This window comes from Chryseobacterium sp. 14P4.3.2, assembly GCF_057799275.1.
The window spans coordinates 182,435-203,952 of sequence record NZ_JBYOKO010000007.1 but is presented as its reverse complement, the minus strand read 5'-3'; the positions used below and the strand labels follow the sequence as shown (position 1 = coordinate 203,952).

General features: G+C 35.1%; 22 protein-coding genes. 10 read left to right on the top strand and 12 right to left on the bottom strand.

Annotation, left to right across the window (positions count from 1 at the left end):
• Window positions 1-50: 50 nt before the first annotated feature.
• The gene (murI, locus tag AC27VX_RS12785) at window positions 51-881 is read left to right on the top strand and encodes a glutamate racemase (protein WP_236857376.1); all 831 of its coding nucleotides are present in this window, start codon (window positions 51-53) and stop codon (window positions 879-881) included.
• Window positions 882-962: 81 nt separating this feature from the next.
• Here the strand turns inward: murI and AC27VX_RS12780 are convergent, their stop codons facing one another.
• Window positions 963-1,565 carry a nitroreductase family protein gene (locus AC27VX_RS12780; protein WP_300688004.1) on the bottom strand — a complete coding sequence of 201 codons (603 nt, stop codon included), beginning with the start codon at window positions 1,563-1,565 and terminating at the stop codon, window positions 963-965.
• An 82-nt stretch (window positions 1,566-1,647) separates the two neighbouring features.
• On the opposite strand from AC27VX_RS12780, the gene AC27VX_RS12775 reads away from it, so the two are divergent.
• A complete protein-coding gene (locus AC27VX_RS12775; protein WP_236857378.1) occupies window positions 1,648-1,995 on the top strand; it encodes a winged helix-turn-helix transcriptional regulator in 348 nt (115 codons plus the stop codon).
• On the opposite strand, the gene AC27VX_RS12770 is transcribed toward AC27VX_RS12775, so the two are convergent.
• From AC27VX_RS12770 to AC27VX_RS12745, 6 genes are all read right to left on the bottom strand, one after another.
• Window positions 1,992-2,564 carry an RsmD family RNA methyltransferase gene (locus AC27VX_RS12770; protein ID WP_236857379.1) on the bottom strand — a complete coding sequence of 191 codons (573 nt, stop codon included), beginning with the start codon at window positions 2,562-2,564 and terminating at the stop codon, window positions 1,992-1,994. The two genes, AC27VX_RS12775 and AC27VX_RS12770, sit on opposite strands and share 4 nt — an antisense overlap.
• A gap of 81 nt (window positions 2,565-2,645) precedes the next feature.
• The gene (locus tag AC27VX_RS12765; RefSeq protein ID WP_236857380.1) at window positions 2,646-3,362 is read right to left on the bottom strand and encodes a DUF3822 family protein; all 717 of its coding nucleotides are present in this window, start codon (window positions 3,360-3,362) and stop codon (window positions 2,646-2,648) included.
• Between the two features lie 18 nt (window positions 3,363-3,380).
• Window positions 3,381-3,875 (bottom strand): DUF8465 domain-containing protein, encoded by a 495-nt coding sequence (locus tag AC27VX_RS12760; protein ID WP_300686449.1) that lies wholly within the window; start codon window positions 3,873-3,875, stop codon window positions 3,381-3,383.
• A gap of 25 nt (window positions 3,876-3,900) precedes the next feature.
• Window positions 3,901-4,398: a metallophosphoesterase family protein gene (locus AC27VX_RS12755; protein WP_300686447.1), complete on the bottom strand. Its 498-nt coding sequence runs from the start codon at window positions 4,396-4,398 to the stop codon at window positions 3,901-3,903.
• Window positions 4,398-4,847 (bottom strand): hypothetical protein, encoded by a 450-nt coding sequence (locus AC27VX_RS12750; protein WP_488695893.1) that lies wholly within the window; start codon window positions 4,845-4,847, stop codon window positions 4,398-4,400. Before AC27VX_RS12750 ends, AC27VX_RS12755 begins: the two co-directional genes overlap by 1 nt.
• Window positions 4,848-4,932: 85 nt before the next feature.
• The gene (locus AC27VX_RS12745; RefSeq protein WP_236857384.1) at window positions 4,933-5,397 is read right to left on the bottom strand and encodes a hypothetical protein; all 465 of its coding nucleotides are present in this window, start codon (window positions 5,395-5,397) and stop codon (window positions 4,933-4,935) included.
• A 101-nt stretch (window positions 5,398-5,498) separates the two neighbouring features.
• On the opposite strand from AC27VX_RS12745, the gene AC27VX_RS12740 reads away from it, so the two are divergent.
• Window positions 5,499-7,043, top strand: coding sequence for a serine hydrolase (locus tag AC27VX_RS12740; RefSeq protein WP_236857385.1), 1,545 nt, complete (start codon window positions 5,499-5,501; stop codon window positions 7,041-7,043).
• Between the two features lie 172 nt (window positions 7,044-7,215).
• On the opposite strand, the gene AC27VX_RS12735 is transcribed toward AC27VX_RS12740, so the two are convergent.
• Together AC27VX_RS12735 and AC27VX_RS12730 are read right to left on the bottom strand one after the other, a co-directional pair.
• Window positions 7,216-8,106 carry an archaemetzincin gene (locus AC27VX_RS12735; protein ID WP_488695891.1) on the bottom strand — a complete coding sequence of 297 codons (891 nt, stop codon included), beginning with the start codon at window positions 8,104-8,106 and terminating at the stop codon, window positions 7,216-7,218.
• Window positions 8,087-8,563, bottom strand: coding sequence for a SixA phosphatase family protein (locus AC27VX_RS12730; RefSeq protein WP_236857387.1), 477 nt, complete (start codon window positions 8,561-8,563; stop codon window positions 8,087-8,089). The genes AC27VX_RS12735 and AC27VX_RS12730 overlap by 20 nt, the downstream gene beginning before the upstream one ends.
• 114 nt (window positions 8,564-8,677) lie before the next feature.
• Here AC27VX_RS12730 and ruvX point away from each other — a divergent pair, with 114 nt between their 5' ends.
• The 6 genes from ruvX (at window position 8,678) to AC27VX_RS12700 (ending at window position 13,110) form a co-directional block, all read left to right on the top strand.
• Entirely contained in the window at window positions 8,678-9,094 is a 417-nt protein-coding gene (gene ruvX / locus AC27VX_RS12725) for a Holliday junction resolvase RuvX (RefSeq protein WP_236857388.1), read from the top strand.
• Window positions 9,091-9,663, top strand: a complete 573-nt coding sequence (gene def, locus AC27VX_RS12720; protein ID WP_236857389.1) for a peptide deformylase — start codon at window positions 9,091-9,093, stop codon at window positions 9,661-9,663. The genes ruvX and def overlap by 4 nt, the downstream gene beginning before the upstream one ends.
• 74 nt (window positions 9,664-9,737) lie before the next feature.
• Window positions 9,738-10,295, top strand: a complete 558-nt coding sequence (locus tag AC27VX_RS12715) for a DUF5606 family protein (protein ID WP_488695888.1) — start codon at window positions 9,738-9,740, stop codon at window positions 10,293-10,295.
• Window positions 10,296-10,552: 257 nt separating this feature from the next.
• Window positions 10,553-11,320 (top strand): nucleoside triphosphate pyrophosphohydrolase, encoded by a 768-nt coding sequence (gene mazG / locus AC27VX_RS12710; protein ID WP_236857391.1) that lies wholly within the window; start codon window positions 10,553-10,555, stop codon window positions 11,318-11,320.
• A 52-nt stretch (window positions 11,321-11,372) separates the two neighbouring features.
• Complete coding sequence (locus tag AC27VX_RS12705; RefSeq protein ID WP_488695886.1) at window positions 11,373-12,245, top strand: hypothetical protein; 873 nt, start codon at window positions 11,373-11,375, stop codon at window positions 12,243-12,245.
• A gap of 37 nt (window positions 12,246-12,282) precedes the next feature.
• On the top strand, window positions 12,283-13,110 hold the full coding sequence (locus AC27VX_RS12700) for a hypothetical protein (protein WP_488695884.1): 828 nt from the start codon (window positions 12,283-12,285) through the stop codon (window positions 13,108-13,110).
• 72 nt (window positions 13,111-13,182) lie between these two features.
• Here the strand turns inward: AC27VX_RS12700 and AC27VX_RS12695 are convergent, their stop codons facing one another.
• The gene (locus AC27VX_RS12695) at window positions 13,183-13,902 is read right to left on the bottom strand and encodes a hypothetical protein (RefSeq protein ID WP_236857393.1); all 720 of its coding nucleotides are present in this window, start codon (window positions 13,900-13,902) and stop codon (window positions 13,183-13,185) included.
• Between the two features lie 331 nt (window positions 13,903-14,233).
• Window positions 14,234-17,950, bottom strand: coding sequence for a metallophosphoesterase (locus AC27VX_RS12690; protein ID WP_488695882.1), 3,717 nt, complete (start codon window positions 17,948-17,950; stop codon window positions 14,234-14,236).
• Between the two features lie 26 nt (window positions 17,951-17,976).
• On the opposite strand from AC27VX_RS12690, the gene AC27VX_RS12685 reads away from it, so the two are divergent.
• Window positions 17,977-19,146: a Pycsar system effector family protein gene (locus AC27VX_RS12685; protein WP_236857395.1), complete on the top strand. Its 1,170-nt coding sequence runs from the start codon at window positions 17,977-17,979 to the stop codon at window positions 19,144-19,146.
• 15 nt (window positions 19,147-19,161) lie between these two features.
• Here AC27VX_RS12685 and AC27VX_RS12680 read toward each other — a convergent pair whose 3' ends face one another.
• Window positions 19,162-21,480, bottom strand: a complete 2,319-nt coding sequence (locus tag AC27VX_RS12680; protein ID WP_300685800.1) for a GAF domain-containing protein — start codon at window positions 21,478-21,480, stop codon at window positions 19,162-19,164.
• Window positions 21,481-21,518 lie beyond the last annotated feature (38 nt).

The following is a 21,518-nucleotide window of genomic DNA, read 5'->3' as shown; positions in this document are numbered from 1 at the left end:
ATATATATGTGCCATAAAATTCACTATTTTTGTATAAAATTTCAGCTCATTTGAAAACTAAGAGACAAGATTATTCGCACCTTTCACCAAGCCAGCCTATCGGAATTTTCGACAGTGGAGTAGGAGGTCTTACCGTTGCCAAAGAAATTAAGAGACTCCTTCCGCATGAAGACCTTATTTATTTTGGGGATACCAAACACCTTCCTTATGGAGAAAAATCTAAAGAGGCGATTATTGAATATTCTACAAAGATCACCAATTTTCTGCTGCAGCAGAATTGTAAAGCAATTGTGATTGCCTGTAATACCGCTACAGCAAACGCTTTGAACGAAGTTATGCAGTCTGTGGCAGGAAGAGTTCCTGTAATAGACGTTATCAATCCTGTTGCAGAAAAAGTATCTTACGAAATTCATAATAATGTAGGGGTTATTGCTACAAAGGCAACTGTAAATTCCGGACTGTATAAGAAGAGCATCCGAAAACATAATAAATGGATCAAGGTGGATGAACTGGCAACCCCATTACTTGTTCCTGCCATTGAAGAAGGATTCAAAAACCATCCGATTACCCATGCTATTATCTATAATTATTTAAGTAATAGTAAACTAAAGAATATAGAAACGCTGATTCTGGGCTGTACTCATTATCCTCTTTTAATTGATGAGATCAAGCAGTATTATGGAAACAGGGTTCGTGTCATAGATTCCCCGAATATTGTAGCCAATCATCTGAAGATTATTCTTGATAAGTATAATCTTATGAATGATAATAATCCAAAACCGAATTATCATTTCTACCTTTCTGACCTTACCAAGAACTTTGAGAAAATCTCTAAGAAATTTTTTGGAAAGACTATTGATTTAGAATTGAAAGTATTATAAGTAAAAAGCTGTTTCATCTGAAACAGCTTTTTTTATTTTCGCAGACTTGTCCACAAGTATTTGCTTAATCAGTGGGAAGCCTTAGGCCTCTACGATCACTTTTTCAGCGTTCAGCCTTGTCTTTGGAGTGAATTTTGGCTGATTGGCATCTGTTTCGTCTCTTTTACCAATGGTTACCGCAAAAAGAGTCTCATATTTCTCATTATTCAGAATAGCATCGTATTTTTCAGGTTCTATTCCTTCCATAGGAGTAGAATCTATTCCCATGTCAGCACAGGCAGAAAGAAAGACACCTAATGATAAATAAACCTGATGCTTCAACCATGCTTTGATTCCGGCTTCCCCTTTAGGTTTTACAAAATTTTTGTAATAATTTACAGACCCTTCAGGCAGTTTTTCTTCAATTTGTTTTTCGAAATCTTCAGGATTTTTAAGGACCTGAAAAACAATCAGGTGGCTGCTTTCAATAACTTTTTCCTTATTCCAGTAAGAAGCCTCCGCCAATTGCTCTTTTACTTTAGAATGGTCATTTACAAAAACAAAATTCCATGGCTGGCTGTTGATCGAAGAGGGACTGAGATTCAAAATTTCTTTCAGTACTGCTACTTGTTCGTCACTTATTTTTCCCTGTGGGTTATACTTTTTTACCGTATACCTCGTTTTCATTTTGTCTAAAAAGTTCATAATTTTATACTATCATTTTTATAGTTACAAAATTAATTTAAGTTTAGTAACTTTGCAATAACGGTAAAAAATGATAGTATAAATGTATACAGTAGATAATAAATCCTATCCTTGCTGTACCAGCGTAACAATGAGGTTTATAGGTGGTAAATGGAAAGCAGTAATTTTACACCATTTAATTGGTGGTGCAAGAAGATACAGCGAATTGAGAAAATCAATCCCCACTATTACAGAAAGAACACTGAGCCTTCAGCTAAAGCAGTTAGAAGATGATAATATTGTCAGCAGAACAGTTTTTACAGAGAAACCTCCTTTAGTTGTTGAATATGAATTAACGGATTTTGGAAGAACTCTGCTGCCTGTTTTGGAGGCGATAACAAGATGGGGCGAGGAATCTCCGGATATGTCAAAAAAAATAATCAGGAATTAAATTTCCTGATTATCTTCTTTATTAGGTTCAAAAAAACTGAAACTCACGTTTCCGTATTTTCGGGTATCTATCAAATTAGGATGTTCCAGTTTCATACGGCTTTGGTGCTCTACAATAAGAACTCCGTTCTGCTTTAAATATTTATTTTTTAAAACCAGAGAAAGCAGTTCGTAATATTTTTTCTCTTCCATTTCAAAAGGAGCATCAGAAAAAACGATTTCGAAAGATTTTTTATTTCTGAATTTTTTAAGCCAGTCAAAAACATCACCTCTCTGTACATTGATCTGGTTTCCCATACCAAGATCTGAAGCCGTGGAATTGATAAATGCAGTATGCTTTGGGTTCATTTCTACAGACGTTACATCCTGACATCCTCTGGAAGCAAATTCGAATGTAATAGAACCGATGCCTGCAAAAAGATCAAGTACGGATATTGACTGCGTATCGTATTTGTTTTCCAGAATACTGAATAAAGCCTCTTTAGCAAAATCAGTTGTGGGCCTTACTTCAAAGTTTTTAGGAGCGGCAATTTTTTTGGCTTTCCATTTGCCTGATATTATTCTGAACATATTTTTGTTAGGGGTTTTAGGAATAGATTACAGACAGCTATTTTTTGGGTTTGGCCCTTTTGATAGATCGTAATCTGTAATCTAATTTAATATAAAATTCTTATTGGGGATATTGTCAAATACAATTTTCAGGTTTTTGACAAATTTCTGAAGTTCGGAAATAAATGTTTCATTTTCCGTAGTCTCTCCGTAAGCATAAAAGCTGGTTTCATTGATTCCAAAACCTATTTTGCTCAAAGTAAACATAATGAAATACAGGAAATCAACCTCTGAGTTGACATCCAGATTATTATAAAGAATGATCTTTTTATTATCAATCGCAAAAAACTCACATTGATTATGATAAAGGTTAATGTGAATTTCCTTACTGTTTTTATTATGAACTGAACTTAGAAACTTTTCTCCGGAGAAATTGAAATGCACCGGTATGGCAAGCTCTTTTATTTTTTTATAATAATTTTTCGGAAAAGTATAGTAAAACTGAATACCGAATTTTTTGTTGATGGAAAGCATCAGTTCCTCTTTTTCCCTGTCGCTGGGAGCATTGAAGGCAATCAGATCAAATCCGGCATCATGCTCAGAAAAACCTTCTGGCATCAGCGTAAAGTGATTAAAGGCAGAAATCACCTGAATTTCATCAAACCTTTGTCTGATAAGAATTTCATCAAGTTTTGCTTCAATAAGATTGGGTGGGGTCTCTTCAGTCACAAAATAAGATTTCTCCTCCAGAATGTTTTTGTTTTTCACAATCTGGTAAATCAATCCGTCTTTGGTAAAAAGTAAATTAAGTACGTTCATATTTCAATTCCTGCAAATTTAGTGAAATTCTACCATTACCGCACCCGATTGATGGTGAAGTATTTCCTTATTATAAAAATCAATATTGACCTGGCTTTCTAATACATCCCTAACCATCCTCTGCAATACCCCATCACCAATACCATGAACGATTTCCAGCCGTTTGAGATTATTCTTTCTGCAAAAGGCCAATACCTCAATCAGTTTTTCCTTTTGAATAAACAATCTTTCAAAACTGTCATAGTCACTTGGATTTTTTACCAAATTATGAAAATGAAGGTCTAAAACCAAATGATTTTTCTGATGTTTTTTAGAAATTACTTTTTTGGGTTCAGCTTTTTTTATTACTCTTATATTTTCATAAAGATCGGGGTCTTTAGGTACAAGCTTCTCTTTAGCGTATTGGTGGGTAAAGCCATACCCATCTTTGAAAACCACAATATTTCCCTTAACGGAAGTCACAACTCCGCTTAAATCTTCATCTACTACCGAAACTTTATCGCCAATTTTCATAATTTTTTAAACTGTTTCTCTTTTCTCAAACTCTGGAACCCAATTCAATAACTTCCAGGTCTTTGATTTCCTCACCATCCACTACAAAACGCATCATGGTTCTCACTTTGTGCCAGCCTTGTTTTCCACATGCTCCGGGATTCAGGTGCAGAAGACTATTTTTTTCATCATACATCGCCTTCAGAATATGAGAGTGTCCCGAAATAAATAATTTGGGAGCCTTTTTTTCAATTTCTGCTTTAGTTAAAGGCGTATACTTTCCAGGATAACCACCAATATGAATCATTAGAACTTCTAATTTTTCACAGAAAAACCGGCTAACTTCCGGAAATTCTGCACGTATTTTAGGATTGTCAATATTTCCATAAACACCTTTCAGAGGTTTTATTTTTTCCAGCTGTTCAATAACGTCTATGCTTCCGAAATCTCCACAGTGCCATACTTCGTCTGCCTGGGCAGCGTATTCTAAAATCCGGTCATCTATATAAGAGTGGGAGTCTGAAAGGAGAAGGATTTTTGTCATTATCTAAGGGTTCTTGCAGTAATATTTTCGTCGTATTTTTCTTTAAATACTATAACACGGTCAGGATTTAGTTCACCATTCTGATTAAGAACTCTTTCCTTTAGCAGCCATTTTATTATTTTTTCCATTCCTTTTTTGGAATTCATAAAATTGGCAACTTTTCCCAGATCTGTGGACTCTACCTTCACTTTTTCACTTAAGAAATTAAGAATGAAGTAATCATCACTTACATAACTTGGTGTTTCGTTATCCATGTATTTATAAAGTAAAATTTCTTCATCATCCTTCATAGAAAAAAATGAATACTGAGCAAGGCTGATTTTTTCAGCCTTTAGGATCTGTTTACCATCCAGAAGAACTTTATCATTTTTAATAACAACTTCCTGAGAAAAATATAAATTACTGCTTATCATCAATATGAAGAAAGCCAATAATCGGTTTGCGGTCATTTTTAGTACTATTTATACTGCAAATATAAAGAAGCTTTACTAAACTTATCAAGTAAGCGTATTCCCCGGATACATTTCATGAAGATCAGTCAGCAATATTTTTGGTTCTGCGTATAGAATCAAGTTTCTTCTCTACATCAGCGCTGAATAATCTTTTCAATTTTAATTCATTTTCTGTCAGCTTTGAAATTATGAAAGTACCGTTCATACTGAAATTAGAAGGAAATACTACAGTAAGTGTTGTATCTGATACTTTTTTCCAATCTCCGATATAACGTTCGAATTTTAAATTTTTAGGAGTAATTTCTTCTAATGTATCGTATTTGCGTTGAGAGTTTCCCAGGTTTCCTGTTATCTTTCCATTTTTCTGAAATCTGAGACCCTGTCTCTTTTTATCAAAAGCATTTTGCTTTTCATAGGTATAAATATAGGTGTCTGAGTTTCTTAAATTCCAGGTTTGTAAAAGGAGAGGATTAGAAACTTTATCCTGGCTTTTCATAAAACTGAACGCAAAAAAAGAGAGAAGAAAAATACAAATTGACTTTTTCATTGATATTAAAAACTGATTTGCCGGAAAAATAGGTAAACTTTTAACACGAACAAAATGGGGGTCATCTAATATTTGCTAAATTTGGGAAAATTAAAATAATAATGAAACAGAAATTTTCTTTTTTCATTTTTCTTTTGACCGTGGGATTAGCGAATGCGCAGGTTGAAGAGAAAAAACTGGATGAACTGGTCCAGAATACCCTGAAAACTTTCGACGTTCCCGGAATGTCAGTAGGAATTGTAAAAGATGGCAAAGTAATCTATTCTAAAGGCTTCGGAGTCCGTTCTCTTACGACTAAACAACCTATGGATGACAATACATTGGTAGGGATCGCTTCCAATTCCAAAGGGTTCACCTGTGTAGCATTAGCCATCCTGGCTGATGAAGGAAAATTGAACTGGGATGATAGTGTTTCAAAATATATTCCCGAATTTCAAATGTATGATCCATACGTTTCCAAGAATATAACCATAAAGGATCTGATTACTCACAGAGCAGGGCTGGGGTTGGGACAGGGAGATTTAATGTTTTTTCCGGAAGGAGGAAATTTAACCGTTAATGATATTGTACGCAATGTAAAATATTTGAAACCGGAAAATCCTTTCAGAACGAAATTAGATTATAATAATATCATGTTTATTGTTGCGGGAGAAGTCATCCACAGAATTTCCGGGTTAAGCTGGGCAGAATTTATTGAGCAGAGAATCATGAAACCTGTAGGGATGAATTCCAGCTTTGGAAGTTACAACAGAGCTAAAGCAGCCTCCAATAAAATTGATGCTCACGCACCTGTAGACGGGAAAGCAATTGCCGTTCCTCATGATTGGAATGAAACAGCAAATGCAGCAGGCGGAATTATGAGTAACATCAAAGATATGACGACCTGGGCAGAATGCCTCTTAAATAACTTTACCACTAAAGACGGTAAAAAATTGGTGTCTGATAAAAATGCCCAGCAGCTTTGGAGTCTGCAGATTCCTGATAGAGTGGCAGCTAAAAACCCATATGATACAAGTTTTTACGGATATGGACTAGGATGGTTCCTTAGTGATGTTAAAGGGCATAAACAAGTTCAGCATACAGGGGGACTGATCGGGACGGTAACACAGTTCACTTTAATCCCGGATTTAAAACTGGGAATCGTTGTATTAACGAATCAACAGTCAGGAGCAGCATTTAATACGATCACAAATACGGTAAAAGATTCATATCTGGGAGTAGCAGACAGAAACTGGCTGAAAACATATGGAGAGAGAATGTCTAGAGCAGAGGCTGAATATGACAAACAGAAGAAAGAATCTTTTGCGAGATCTGATGCCTTTAAAAAGGAAAAAGCTCTTCAGCCAAAAGCAGAACAGTTTATCGGGATGTATAATGATGTGTGGTTTGGTGATGTTGAAATTGCCCGGCAGGGAAGTACTTACAGAATTTCATGTAAAAATTCTCCAAGGTTAAAAGGAGAATTACTCCCTTATTCTAATAATTCTTTCATCATCAAATGGGATGACAGAAGCTATGATGCAGATGCCTATATTATTTTCAACTATGATGAGAATGGCAAAGCAGAATCAGCAAGGCTAAAAGCTATTTCTGATGTAACGGATTTCAGTTTTGATTTTGATGATCTCGATCTGAAGAAGAAGTAAGCTGCGAAAAATAAGAAAGGCAAAATCGCGAAATATATTCAATAGGGACGGGCTTTAGCCCGTCTTTTTTATATGCAGTCGATAATGGCTTTATCCAAAAAATAACCAGTCTGGTAATTTTTTTGCATTCCTCCAGAAGGGGAAATATGTTACGTATAAAAGAAATATTGGGCTAATGAAGCCGATTCAGATCCTGTTGTGCAAAGGATAATTCTGTATTAAGATGCTGCCTTTCAAAGAATTTTTTTAATTCCAGAAGCCTTTTTTGATTGTCAAAATGTAAACTTGAATTTAATTTTCTCTGGCAAAGTGAACAGGCTCTTGCAAGATGATAATCCGTTTCTGTGAGGGAATTGGTTCCATTCATAACGCAGTTGGCATTCAGGCAATGGTTGATTCCAAACATATGTCCGATCTCATGAGAACTGATTTTGATTAGCCGCAGAAAGCTTCTATTGAAATTGGATGCTGTAAGATTACCGTTGGCAAATCTATACATAGAAGTTACTCCCACACCGTCATCATAAGATGCAAGTCCGAAAACATAATTCCATTCTGGTGTCGGAAAAAGATCTTTTTCTGTAATTCCCATCAGGATAACAGCATCTTTAGGTTTTCTTTTTATTAGAATACTGTCCAGTACATATCCTGCCAATATCTGTTCCTGTCCTTCTTTAGATATTCTCTTTACTTTTTTTTGGAAAATGCTATTAGGTAAAGCGGGAAGCACTTTAGTTTCCAGCTGGAAATATATTTTCAGATATGCTTTTGTAAGTTCTATTTCTTTTTTCTGAAGCTCATTAAATATTCCGATAGGTTGAAGATAAATTATATTTCTTCCGGGTTCAGGTTTAATTTTTCTTGTTTTCTGAAAATCCTCAAACTGCTGGAATTTTTCATCATGGTTATATCTCCAGGTTCCAGGCTTAGGTTTTGGAAGCGGTATATCATTGATGGCTATTGTTTCGAAATAGGTCTTTTCTTTTTTCTGGCATGAAAAAAGAATCATCAATAGTACGGAACAAAAAAATGTAGAGATAAAGCTATATCTTCCCGGGTTCATAAAAGAACAGAAGTTTCTTTTTGGCACCATCAAATTCCGACCACGAGCTGCAGTCTACTTCAAAGCCGGCTACACCACACGTCGGAAAGTGAAAAATATCTTCGGAAATAGAATTTGCAAAATTAGAAATTCCATTATTATGGGAAAAAAGAGCTACCGAGCTTAAGTTATCATCCAGATCATAGATTACAGATTCAAAATTTGTTTCCGAAGGGTTATATAATTTTTGATCAGTAGAAAAGCCCAACTGATAAGTTTGATTGAAAATTTTGCAGGTATTCAGCGCACGTACTGCCGGGCTGGATACAAAATAATCGATAGAAATATTATTATGTTTTAAGAATCGGGACATGTTCATAGCATCCTCCAAACCTTTGTCTGCCAAGGGTCTGTCAAAGTCCTCCGTTTCTTCCGGCCAGTCGCTTTTTGCATGTCTTACGAGGATGAGTCTCTTCATATATATGTTTTTGGAAGATTAAAATTATAAAAAAAATAATGGAATAAAACATGATTTATATAAAAAAACTGCGTTATGAATAAAATCAGTAAATTTTACTAAATTTGCAAACTTATGGGACAAATCCTTGCAATAGACTATGGAAAGGCCCGTTGTGGCATTGCTGTGACGGATGATATGCAGATTATAGCCAGTGGGCTGGAGACTGTAGAGAACCGCTCATTACTGGATTTTTTGAGAAAATATTTCAAAGAAAATAAGGTAGATGGTTTAGTAATTGGGCTTCCCACAGATTTGAAAGGAAATATTTCAGAAGTCGAAACAGATATTTTAAAATTCATTGAAGAATTTAAAAAAGAATTTTCGGATATTGCGGTTCACCGTTTGGATGAAAGATTTACTTCCAAAATGGCTTCTTTTTTTATTTCCCAAAGTGGAAAGAGTAAGAAGAAAAGACAGGAAAAAGGATTAATAGATAAAGTAAGTGCAACGATCATATTGCAGAATTTTTTAGAACAAAGATTAAGATGATACTACCGATAAGAGCTTTTGGGGATCCTGTTTTGAGAAAAGTAGGAAAAGATATAGAAAAAGACTACCCCGGATTACAGGAACTGATAGATAATATGTTCGAAACGATGTACAGTGCAAACGGAATTGGTCTTGCTGCACCTCAGATCGGTTTGGATATACGTGTATTTATAATAGATGTAACGCCTCTTGCAGAAGATGAAGATTACGAGGATATTAAAGATGAGCTGGCAGACTTCAAGAAAGTATTTATCAATGCTACAATTCTTGAAGAATCCGGTGAAGAATGGAAGTTCAATGAAGGCTGCCTGTCTATTCCGGATGTGCGTGAAGACGTGAAAAGAAAAGGTACAATCGTTATTGAATATTATGACGAAAATTTTGTGAAACATACAGAAACTTTTTCCGATATTAGAGCCCGCGTAATTCAGCATGAATATGACCATATTGAAGGGATTCTGTTTACCGACCATCTAAGTGCTTTGAAAAAGAAGCTGGTAAAAGGAAAACTGTCAAAAATCTCTCAGGGTGATGTAAGCATCGGTTATAAAATGAGATTTCCAAAATAATTAAAACAAGGATAAAAAAATAATAAAAAGCAAAAGGCTTAGTGCTGATTGCAGAATTTACAAAAAATAAAATTATGCTGTTAGAAAAAATAATTTCAATTTCTGGAAAGCCAGGACTTTACAAATTAGTTTCTCAATTAAGAAACGGATTCATCATTGAAGATGTTACCAACAAGAAAAAAGTTAGCATTGGAAATTCAAGCCAGGTAAGTTTATTGGATAATATTGCAATGTTTACATTTGATAAAGAAGTTCCTTTGTTCGAAGTTTTTGAAAATGTTGCAAAAAACAACGACTATAAGGAGACTATTTCTCACAAATCTTCTGATTCGGAATTGAAGGACTTTATGTTGAGCTCTCTTCCTAACTATGATACAGAAAGAGTATATGCTTCTGATATTAAGAAATTGGCGCAATGGTACAACATTCTTCACAAAGCTGGATATATTACTCCGGATAGCTTTGTAAAAGCAGAACCTGAAACTCTGGAAGGTGAACCTGCCGAAGAAATAAGCATTGAAAAAGAAACAAAAAAAGCGGCTCCAAAAGCTGAAAAGGCTGCTGCTCCAAAAGTAAAAGCTACTTCAGCAGCAAAATCAGCTCCTAAAAGTACACATACTAAAAAAGGATAATTCATTTATTGAATTTTATAAATAAAGCCTTGTTAAGAATTTTCTTAACAAGGCTTTTTGTTTAGAAGATAGTAGTCGGAGGTCTATTTCTCTTCATTACCAATTTTTGTTCCCAACATTCATTCTTAAACCTCGGAAAACTAAAAAAAACGCTAACTCTACACTCTCAATTTCTCATTCTTAACTTTCAATTTCCAATTTTTTACTTTTCCCAAAATAACCCTTACATTTGTATAAGATTGAATGGCCAATTACTTATGAATACGAAACAGGAAAAATTAGAAGCTTTCGGAAGGCTTCTTGATATTATGGATGATTTGCGTGAAAAATGTCCATGGGATCAGAAGCAGACGTTAGAGTCCCTTCGCCACCTTACTCTTGAAGAAACCTATGAGCTTTCAGATGCTATTTTACAGGACGATTTACAGGAAATAAAGAAAGAACTGGGTGATGTTCTGCTTCATTTGGTTTTTTACTCTAAAATAGGCTCTGAAAAGGGAAGTTTTGATATTGCTGATGTTATTAACTCACTTAATGAAAAGCTGATCTTCCGTCATCCTCATATTTATGGTGATACCAAGGTGAAAGATGAAGAAGAAGTGAAACAGAACTGGGAAAAACTAAAATTGAAAGAAGGCAATACATCTATTTTAGGAGGGGTTCCGAAAAGTCTGCCTAGTTTGGTAAAAGCTTTTAGAATCCAGGATAAAGTAAAAGGTATTGGTTTTGAATTTCATGATGCAGAAGATGCCTGGAAAAAAGTGGATGAAGAGATTCGGGAGTTTCATGAAGAAACAGATCCTGATAAGAAAGAACTGGAGCTGGGAGACGTTTTTTTCTCATTGATTAACTATGCAAGAATTTCGGGAATCAATCCGGATTCAGCATTGGAAAGAACCAATCTGAAGTTTATTTCAAGATTCCAGCAAATGGAAAAACTTGCCAGTGAGAAGAATTTGAATCTTGCAGATATGTCTCTGGAAGAAATGGATGTTTTTTGGGAAAAAGCCAAACAGCTTTCATAAATCTTACTTGGAATGATTAATGCTTTTTATTCTCAGTTTAAAAAAATAAAATATGTTACGTTTTCTTATTTTACCCGCTTTGTTTTTGTTGAGTTGTAATCCAAAAGCCCAAAAGTCATCCGCTGAAAACGATGAACTTAAAGTACAGTATTCTTTGCCTAAAAAGCTAAAGGAAGTTTCCGGAATGACTTTATCCAAAGATAAAAAGACAACCTGGGTAATTGAAGACAGAGGGAATAAAAATGCGGTATACGGGCTTAATGAGAAAGGAGAAATGATTGCTAAAGTACCCGTTATAAACGCTGAAAATACAGATTGGGAAGATATTATATCAGATACCGAGGGAAATATTTATATTGGAGATTTTGGGAATAATGATAATGACAGACAAGACCTTGCTATTTTAAAAACAGATCTTAAAAATAGTGACCAGACAAGTACAAAAGTGGTTCAGACTACAAAATTTCATTATCAGGGGCAGACAGAGTTTCCGCCAAAGAAATCTAATTTATTATATGACTGTGAAGCCTTTGTAGAAATGAACGGAAATTTCTATCTCTTTACCAAAAACAGGAGTAAAGGATTTGACGGAACTTTTCTGGTATTCAAAGTTCCCAATAAAGAAGGAAATTTTGAAGCTAAATTAATAGGAAGGTTAAAACTTCAGGGTGGCTATAATGATGCAGCTATTACATCAGCAACAATCAACAGTACAAAAGATAAAATAGTATTGCTGACGCACAAAAATGTACATGTTCTTACCGGATTTACGGTTGATAATTTCAGTGCTGCAAAGATTCAGAAAATTCCATTACATCATAATTCTCAGAAGGAAGCTATTGTTTTTTTTGATGATAAAACATTAATGATTGCTGATGAGAAAGGTAAAAATGAAGGTGGGAATGTATATACATTTCCTTTTTAACAGAGATATCACTATTTTTGTAGTCAATTAAATGACTATGAAAAAAATATTTTACATTTTATTTGCACTAAGCTTATTCTCTTGCAGTACTAATGAGGATACAACAAGTGAAGATCAATCAGGAGATATACAACCAGATAAAGCATATGTTTTTCTAATGGATTATCCGACAAGTATGCCTAGTCATGAAAGATATTACCAATTTACTTATGAGAATGGTCGTTTAAAAAATATGATAGGTAAATTTTATCCTTTCTCAACTCCAATTAGTTACTTCAATCCTAATGTACTTACACAGTTCATCTATAGTAATAATAAAGTACACATAAACTATTTTGAAGCACCACAAAATGTAGTTGGATATAAATCCGTGTCCTACACCATGGAAAATGGCAGACCAACTAAGGCTGAACACTATTATAATTATAATAATAGCGCATATCCTGCAGAGTTAGAATTTACTATGACCTATACCTATAGTCAGAATACAATAAAAATATATAGAAAATCAGGGGCTTGGGAATTTTTCACAACCTACTATTTTGATGCACAAAATAACCTTACTAAAAGTGAAATCTTAGAAAGAGCGGGTAATATTGATAATAAAATAACCACCACTACTTATTCTGATTTTGATAATGCGAAAAACGCATTTAAAAAGTTTTATCTTGTTAATGATGAGCTTTTTGAAAAAAGTTTATCTACTAATAATTTCAGAGCAAAAGAATCTGTTAGTCAATATTTTCCAACTGAAGCCAACGGCGGGATAGTAGTAGCTCCGGGGCATTCAAGCAGTCAATGGACTTATAACTATGATAGCAACGGGCAGGTATTACTATACTTTCCTCTTCAAAAAATACAATAAAGCAAAATCCACAGAGAACTTTCTGTGGATTTTTTAATATAGTATATAATTAAAGTGATTAAAGTTAAAGTTTTAAGGCGTAAGATATGATATGTGAATATTACCACTTGATAACCTAAAGTTTTGGGTATACCGGCAGCGTATTCTGAAAGTTTCACCAGTATTAAAGAAATTGATAGAGGATAGATTATGATTTAGTCCTGTAGTACGCTCCCCATGTCCTGTAGATATACCTGCAAGGGTTGTTACTGCCGGAGCCACTTTTTGTATATAGGAATTGGCAGTTCCCGCTGTCTGTCCGTTTCCATTCAGGTTGAGGTCATAGGTATCATAAGGGACAATATTATAAAACCCTGGCTTTACTACTGTGAAAAGTCCTGTGCTTGAATTATAAGTAAGATAAGCTGTGTCAATCTTATTGGTTACATTAAAGATATAAGTTTGTGAGTAATTTTCATGGGTATTAACCGGGGTGTTGTGTGTACCGGTGTAGCTTCCGTTAGCAGGGCTTATATTTGTTTTATTTCCTACATAAACCACCTTTAAGAAGTTCTCAGACTCAATAGTTTTCCATACAGGTGTATTTCCGGTTCCGTTTGACATTAAAAATTCTCCTTTATTCCCGGAATTTCCTGCTGTTCTGGCATCGCCGCCTACATTCAGGTCTTTCACTATCTGAAGCGAGCCGTTAACGTGTAAAGTGTTTTGGGGAGTAGGAGTTTTTATCCCTACTTGGGCGTTCGAATTTACAAACATAACAAATAATGCCATGTATAATAGCTTGTTTTTCATTCAATTGTTGGTTTTTTGTTTTGTGGGAACAAATATAAACTGTTTTTAAAATGTGCTTTTTTTAAAGAATTGATAAGAATATTAAGCTATGGGTAGATTTGGGCTATATTGCTGAAAATATGGCCTTTAAATAAAAGCCATATTTATATTATTGATAAGAAATGTGAGTTGAAAATTAGAATTATTAAATTTTATTTATATTGACTTTTTTTATAAAAATCAATTTTTATTGTTTTAATAATTTGATTTACAGTTGTTTATTTTTCGTTTTATGTAATAAATCTGATTGAAAAAGTTAGAGTTAATTTCATTTGTGTTGCATCAGCAAATTTTAGAACTTCATTCCTACTCCTGCAGAGATTCTTCCTCCATCTGAACCATAGAAATAATTCAGCCTTGCCGATATCATTTCTACAATACTTAGCCAGAATCCTCCTCCTACAGACTGATGCCATTTTCTGGAATCTTCGCCATCATCCCAAACTCTGCCGACATCATAGCCTATAAGGATTCCCATATTCGCAGGAGCAATATTGTTCCTGATTCTTCCAAAATCCCATCGGACCTCAGAATTATTGATAAAATAGGACCTTCCGGAGAATCTCTCATTTCTGAATGCTCTCATTCCGTTATTGCCACCAATAGCGGCAGCCTGATAGAATTCAAAGTTGTTATTATTGATCCACATGACATTGCTGGAATTGGCGAATACAAAAATTCCTTTTTTGTCAATTCTGTGATCAATTGCTAATTTCCCTTTCAATGTCAGAAAGTTCTTGTTAAAGTCGGAAAGGGTAGCTTTCCAGTCAGCATTCAGCATGAATTCCATTCCCAGCGTAGGGAAGGCTGTGTTATCTGCATTTTTATAACCGAATGTATAATTGGCTCCTGCAAATTGCTGGCTGTTGAATACCTCAGGTCTTACATCGGGAGACTGATTGATGAAGCGTCCGTCTTTTCTCTGTACTTTATTGTCTTCAAAAGTAAGCTGAATCTGATGACTAAGATTCATCCAGCTTTTTTTCGTGATCGAAGGTGAAAAATTGAACTTGGAAATTCTTGCTCTGTTGTATTCTCTTTCCGTATTTTCTTTATCATACTCGCTCTCATTGGAAAGACCGAAGAAATTTTGTGAAAATCTTGGAGTGGTATAAAAGGCATCCAGATTGATATCCCAACCTGAAATTGCTTTTTTGAAAACACCTTTATAGGTAAGACTGAATCCTGCAGTAGCGGTATAAAAATTAGCTTTTAAGCTGTGTTTTTGGGTATAAGGATCACGAATGAAATTATTGACTGTATAATTGGCCAGAACCCCTACGATAACGCCATCATCCGGGTTGTAATCCAGATTTGGATAGCCTGCCACAGAATTATACTTTGGATGTTTGTAATTGTAGCTGTTGATATCATAGTCATTGGTAATATTTTTGGTGGCATTGCCCGATTTATAGGTGTTTTTCTGAGATTCAAAATCGTAAATTTTTACTTTTCTTCCATCTGCAACATTGTATACATCGTGATTGTATCCGCCAATCAGTCTGATGTTCATTTTAGGTCTTCCGGTTCCTATGACTTCGTAAATATCATCATCTTCCAAGCCGTAGATCCATAATTCTTTTGTTTTTGAATCATGATAGGTTTTTTCAAAGACAAGTTCATTTTTATCTTTATTCTTTCCCAGATTATATTGCTGTACCAATACAGAATGACCATTTTTAGTGATGACAAATCTATCAGGATTTACCGTTCCTGCCAGAGGAACTTTTTTCTGAAGAACATCATAATATTGAGAGGCATACCCTTGTAGTTTGGTTTTTCGTATTTTAAGCTTTCTCTGGATATCTGCAATGGTTTCATCCTGTACTTCTTTCGGAAGATTATGAAAAGCATCATCAATATCCATATCTGTAAGATGTTCCTGAATATATTTAGCCTGTGCTTCCCATTCTTCCTGAGTAGAATTTTTCAGAAAAACAAGGTCCATAGGATAAGGTTCCATAGCCAGCCATTTGACACTGCTGATATCTTCGGTAAAGGTTTTCATATGACGGATTGCCGGAACATTCATAATGAGTTTAAAGGCAGCACCGTCATACTTACTGAAAGCCTGATCCCTGTCTTTCGGGATAGGTTTATAGACGATCTTATCCCCAACTTCATATTCTGCCCATTTCCACTGATCAGAATGTCTGTCCCAATCACCAATAAGCATATCAAATAAGCGGGCCCTGATGTAAGATTCTTTATCTACAGAATATTTATAGTTTTTGGTAAGGTTTTTTAAAACGTCATCAGTTGAAACAATATCTTTAGCATTGTCAAGTGAAGCCAATGTTGTAGGATCTGATGAAAAACGTTCTTCAATCATGTACATTTCATCACCATAGTTTTCATTATACCTGCCTAAGGCCTGTTGCCTCGGGATATAATAGAGTTTCGGATTACTGTGGAAAATATTCAGCTTTTCTGCCATATTTCCAATGGTAAAAGGTGTAAACGGATGATTGGTGGTATAGAAGTCCAATAAAAATTTTTCAGGGAAAGTATCCGAAAGTTCTTCTCCTAAGGTACTTTTTGTAAAAGCCATATTATTGAGAAAACGGATTGCACTTTTCTTTACCCCGCGCATTACAAACTCTTGTCCGTTGGTTGCTTTTAATCTTAAACTGTTGGATTGATTTCCCCCTCCTTCTCTGAATGGTTTATAACCACCGTTCAGCTCAGAGAGATTGGCCGTAGGTGCTTCTATAGGGATCCCGTAGTATTTTCTGTAATGTTCACCCCAAAGCCATCTGTAAAACCCTCTCTTTTCAGTAAGAGCCACAGGATAAATGGTTGAAGAGAATGTTGGCGGAAAAGTATTGGGAAAGTTATTCACAAATACATCCGGTTTTGAAATTACAGAAATTTGGGTGAGTTTTTGTGCATGAGCATTTTTTGTAGAAAAATATTCAATATCCGTACTCTGGTCTTTTCTGATATTTAAAATGGCAAAACCACTGCCTCCGTAAGAAAAGTCTGTGTTTTCCACAATAGTAGAGGGATCAACTTTAGAGCCGGCTCCGCTGATGATCTGTCTGATATTTCCATCTTCGTGGTACTGAAGATTATGATCATGCCCGGAAACGAAAATAATATTGTCCTTATCCTGAACAATACTTTTCAGTCTGTTAGCCAGATCTGCATAGTGCTGATTGTTGAGATCTGCAGGGCTTGCTCCCGAAGAACTTCTTAAGATATTGATCAGACTAGCAACACCGGGAACAGGGATTTTACTGTTGAGTGGATAAAGATGTGATTTTGCAGAGGTGAATCCCGCATGGGTTCCGCTGCTGATAACAGGATGGTGTAATGCTACAATAATTCTCTTCCCCTGGTTTTTAATGATGAGATCTTTAAACTCAGTGAAAAAATCTTCACGGGTTTTGATATTACAGTTCTTATTGATTCCGGGATAATTATCCCAGTTGGCAATAACCCATTCTGTATCAATGGCAATTAATTTTATATCTTTAGTGATGTTAATATCATCAATGGGGCATCCGTTTTTAGGAAGAAAAGCTTTCTTATCGTCGAAATATTTTTTGACAATACCTTCCTGAGTATTGAGTCCTTCCAGTCCATTATACCAGTCATGATTTCCTGGGATCACTAATGTTTTCCCTTTGAAATTTTTGGTTATATCAAGCTGATTTTCCAGTTTCTGTTTTGCAGAGGCATAGTCTTTATCACCTTTTTCAGGCATTCCGTTAGGGTAAATATTATCACCCAGAAAGATCAGCATAGAATTACTGTCGGCGGAATCCAGTTTGTTTTTTAATAAATTTAAAGTCTTCTGTGCCTGAGGTTCATCTGCATTACCGGCATCTCCGATCAGAAAAAGTTTAAAATCAGTTTCAGATTTTATGTCGGAATCTTTTACTTCATATAAGTTTTTGCCCTTTTGTACGTTATATGTAGCGCAGGAGTAAAGTGCTCCGGCAGATAATACTGTTCTAAGAACAATAGAAGTATTTTTTAGATGAGTTTTAAAGGATAAATTCATAAATTTACATTAACAAAAATTCAGGAATGAGCATTCTACACAAAGCTAAAAATTATGTTGAAATCTTATTCAAAGATAAGTTATCTTCGGTATATTTTTATCATAATTTTATCCATACTGCCTATACTGTTAATAAGGCAGAGGAAATCATGAAAAATACTCCTGTTTCGGAAGAGGATCAGGAGAAGGTACTTGTAGCATTATGGTTTCATGATACAGGTTATATAGAATGTGCTCAGAATCACGAAGAGAGGAGTGTAGAGGTGATGAGGGACTTTTTGCAGAGTGAAAACTATCCTGAAAGCTATATTGCAGATGTTGAAAAGCTGATTCTGGCAACAAAAATTACGTATGTACCTCAGACTTTACTTGAAAAAATTGTAAAGGATGCAGATTTCAGTCATTTTGCCGGACACGATTATAATGATATTTCCGATGCTTTAAGAAAAGAGTGGGAATTGACCAATTTCCGATGCTTTTCTAATGATGAGTGGAATGCCGGTAATCTTGATATGCTGAAAAATAAGCATACCTTTTATACCGACTATGCCAAGGAAAACTGGGAGCCTTTAAAAAAGAAAAATATCAAGAAGATTGAAAAGAAACTTGGTAAAGAAAAGGAAGAAGAGAAAAAAGATAATTCTGAAGGAAAAAAAGATAAAGAAAAATCAGATAGAAGTGTAGATACGCTTTTCAGAGTAACCCTTAATAATCATACAAGGCTTAGTGATATTGCGGACAGCAAAGCAAATATCCTGTTATCAGTAAATGCGATTATTATTTCGGTTTGTCTTTCTGTACTGGTTCCCAAATTAGATGCCCCGAAAAACTCACATCTTATCCTCCCAAGTTTTATACTTTTACTTTCAAGTGTACTTACAATTATATTTGCAATCCTGTCTACAAAGCCGAATGTGACTAAAACAACGTTTACCGCACAGGATATTGTGAACAGAAAAGTAAACTTATTATTCTTTGGAAATTTTCAGCAGATGCTGTTTGAAGATTATCACAATGCCATGAAGGATCTGATCAAAGACAGAGATTATATTTACGATTCTATGGTGAAGGACTTATACTATCTTGGAAAGGTTCTTGAGAGAAAATACAAGCTTTTATCAATTACGTATAAGATCTTTATGGCAGGAATTATTATTTCTGTACTGTCTTTCGGGGTTGCGTTTCTGAGTCTTTAAATAGACAGGCTCAGATTAATTAGCCATGGTATTTTGGCTGATTGAAACTCTCAGTGCCAGCAATCCTGTAATTCCCTGTAGGTCTTCGACCTTTAAGAACTCAACATTATGCTGCAGAATATCTTTTTTCTGCAGTTTGGAAATATAATCCAGGTATTCTTTCTGGTTCTCCATTCCGAAATAGACAATGGTAATTTTTCCAGGAGCGGTGATCCGTTCTGAGGAATCCTTGATATGTGCTTTGTCGAGACGTTTTTTTATGATTTCATAATAAGAATTATAAGCGCCGTCTACATCGAAGCGCTTTTCATCCATTCTGAAGCGGATATCTATTTTTTCATTGTATACAAAGATCAGCGAGGCAATCTCCATCTGAACCGGCAGATCAAGTTTGAAAGACTGAAATTCCTGTTCCATTTTGCAGATGGTTTTCAGCTGCCAGTATCTCAATTTGTGCACTACTTTTGAAGTGTAATGCATATCCGGAGCAATGGACTGCCCAATGTAAAGGTTATGCTCAACACCATCAGACTTAAACCGTTCGTAATAATGAGGAAAAATCTCCTGGGCCTTGATCTGGCTTTCATCAAGCATATCAGCAAACTTCCTGTTAAGAAGGGTGATAGAATCGTCCAGATTTTTTCTGTGGCTGTAAAACAGAGCAGTCTGAGGCAGAATCTGTGAGAAATAGTCTTTAATTTTTGCTTTTATTTCTCTGGAGGTTCTTACTTCCAGTTTTCCCTGTAAGAAGGGATGAACTTCCTCCCGCAGTAATCTTTGAAAACGCTGTTCTGTATCAGCCTTAATCTCATTGTTCAGCTCATTTTGAAAAATATCCAGTGCCAGCTGAAATTTTTCAGAATCAGAGTTGGTAAGCTTTAAAATAGCACTAAGTGAATCAATCTGCTGATTGAGATCTTTAAGCATAAGATTAAAACGCTTCTCTGATGAGGAACGGATATCTGAAACTCCAAATAACGGAGTAAGGTTTTTAAAGGTTATCTGCTTTAAAGTATGTATTTTTCTTGCAAGAGATGCTGTGAAATATTTCTCAGCTTCATTTCTGAATTTCCATACAACACTGTCATGGATGGTGGTATATTCCCGCTGTATAATGGCTTCAATCTGGTAATTTTTCTCAAAGTAAAATCTACTGAGAGAGAAAAGAATCATATCGGTGAAGAACTCCATTTTTTTGAGTTTTAACCCATTGAAACTGCCTACAATAGGAGATGTAAACTCCATAATGGCAAGCAGCTCATTATCCTTCATGATGGGAATCACCATAAAGCTATTGATGTTGTTATCCTTTAAAATACTGAAGGAAGGAAGATTTCTTACATTCTCATCCAGATTATTGACATTGGAAACGACAATTGATTTTGAATTGTGGCTTAAATTATTGAAAGTCGTTTTACGGGTCTCTTCATCAAAAGTATTGATCCAGAAATCAAGAATATGATTGGTAAGAAGGCTTTCATAAATTGGAAGTTTGTCAAGTTTCTGCTCTTTCTTATTGAAAGTCATAAGCCCAAAGTTGAGCTGCGAAACATCAAAGTAAGATTTGAAAATTTCGGTCAGGTCTTCATTGGGATTTAAATTTTCAGGATCGATCTCTATCATACTTGATTTAAGATCAGACAATGCCACTTCAGAAGTACAGTCTACCAGTGAAATAATTGTAAACCCTTTCAGAATCCAGGATTGAGAAGGAAAATATTTTTTCCAGAGTTTAAAATCATCCAGATTTTCCAAAAGCATATCCAGAATTTCATCTGATGGAATTTTTGCATCTTCGGTGGGGAAAATTTCAGTAAAATCTGAGTTTACCGTAATTTTATAATGCTTCATGATCCCCAGTTTATTTGGGATATCATAATAAAAGGGTATCGTACTTTTGATATCTTTCTTGAAGTAGCTCTGAAGAATCAGACAGCAGCAGAAAACATAAAATTCATTGTCTGTAATATTTCTAAGCTCTATTTCAAAGTCTTTTCCTGCATCTTTAAGAATATCTTTAAATCTTTCGGTATAGTTGAACGTAATATTGGAAAGGGGAATACTTGCCGCTTTTATTTCATTTTTGGTGAGTCCTGTAGGAAATAGATCAGCAAGAAGTACTCTGATGAGGTCTTCATTTTTTTCCAGAAGCTTGATATCCTGAAATCCTTCTTTAAGCTCTTTGAAGTTTCGGGTACTGTCAATCAGAGACTCGGCGTAGTTCACCCTATATTCCAGGCGGTCATTATATCGGATATGCTCCAGCACATCCAAATATTTGTTGAACGATATATAAACCTGAAAAGGAGAGTCTTTTTTATAAAGATTGGCCAAGAGCTGAAATTTATAGTAAAGTTATGAAAAAAGGAGAA

Coding starts and splice junctions, on each gene's coding strand:
- AC27VX_RS12780 (WP_300688004.1), bottom strand. CDS start 1,565: ATGAACTTTTTAGACAAAATGAAAACGAGGTATACGGTAAAAAAGTAT.
- AC27VX_RS12775 (WP_236857378.1), top strand. CDS start 1,648: ATGTATACAGTAGATAATAAATCCTATCCTTGCTGTACCAGCGTAACA.
- AC27VX_RS12770 (WP_236857379.1), bottom strand. CDS start 2,564: ATGTTCAGAATAATATCAGGCAAATGGAAAGCCAAAAAAATTGCCGCT.
- AC27VX_RS12765 (WP_236857380.1), bottom strand. CDS start 3,362: ATGAACGTACTTAATTTACTTTTTACCAAAGACGGATTGATTTACCAG.
- AC27VX_RS12760 (WP_300686449.1), bottom strand. CDS start 3,875: ATGAAAATTGGCGATAAAGTTTCGGTAGTAGATGAAGATTTAAGCGGA.
- AC27VX_RS12755 (WP_300686447.1), bottom strand. CDS start 4,398: ATGACAAAAATCCTTCTCCTTTCAGACTCCCACTCTTATATAGATGAC.
- AC27VX_RS12750 (WP_488695893.1), bottom strand. CDS start 4,847: ATGACCGCAAACCGATTATTGGCTTTCTTCATATTGATGATAAGCAGT.
- AC27VX_RS12745 (WP_236857384.1), bottom strand. CDS start 5,397: ATGAAAAAGTCAATTTGTATTTTTCTTCTCTCTTTTTTTGCGTTCAGT.
- AC27VX_RS12740 (WP_236857385.1), top strand. CDS start 5,499: ATGAAACAGAAATTTTCTTTTTTCATTTTTCTTTTGACCGTGGGATTA.
- AC27VX_RS12735 (WP_488695891.1), bottom strand. CDS start 8,106: ATGAACCCGGGAAGATATAGCTTTATCTCTACATTTTTTTGTTCCGTA.
- AC27VX_RS12730 (WP_236857387.1), bottom strand. CDS start 8,563: ATGAAGAGACTCATCCTCGTAAGACATGCAAAAAGCGACTGGCCGGAA.
- ruvX (WP_236857388.1), top strand. CDS start 8,678: ATGGGACAAATCCTTGCAATAGACTATGGAAAGGCCCGTTGTGGCATT.
- def (WP_236857389.1), top strand. CDS start 9,091: ATGATACTACCGATAAGAGCTTTTGGGGATCCTGTTTTGAGAAAAGTA.
- AC27VX_RS12715 (WP_488695888.1), top strand. CDS start 9,738: ATGCTGTTAGAAAAAATAATTTCAATTTCTGGAAAGCCAGGACTTTAC.
- mazG (WP_236857391.1), top strand. CDS start 10,553: ATGAATACGAAACAGGAAAAATTAGAAGCTTTCGGAAGGCTTCTTGAT.
- AC27VX_RS12705 (WP_488695886.1), top strand. CDS start 11,373: ATGTTACGTTTTCTTATTTTACCCGCTTTGTTTTTGTTGAGTTGTAAT.
- AC27VX_RS12700 (WP_488695884.1), top strand. CDS start 12,283: ATGAAAAAAATATTTTACATTTTATTTGCACTAAGCTTATTCTCTTGC.
- AC27VX_RS12695 (WP_236857393.1), bottom strand. CDS start 13,902: ATGAAAAACAAGCTATTATACATGGCATTATTTGTTATGTTTGTAAAT.
- AC27VX_RS12690 (WP_488695882.1), bottom strand. CDS start 17,950: ATGAATTTATCCTTTAAAACTCATCTAAAAAATACTTCTATTGTTCTT.
- AC27VX_RS12685 (WP_236857395.1), top strand. CDS start 17,977: ATGAGCATTCTACACAAAGCTAAAAATTATGTTGAAATCTTATTCAAA.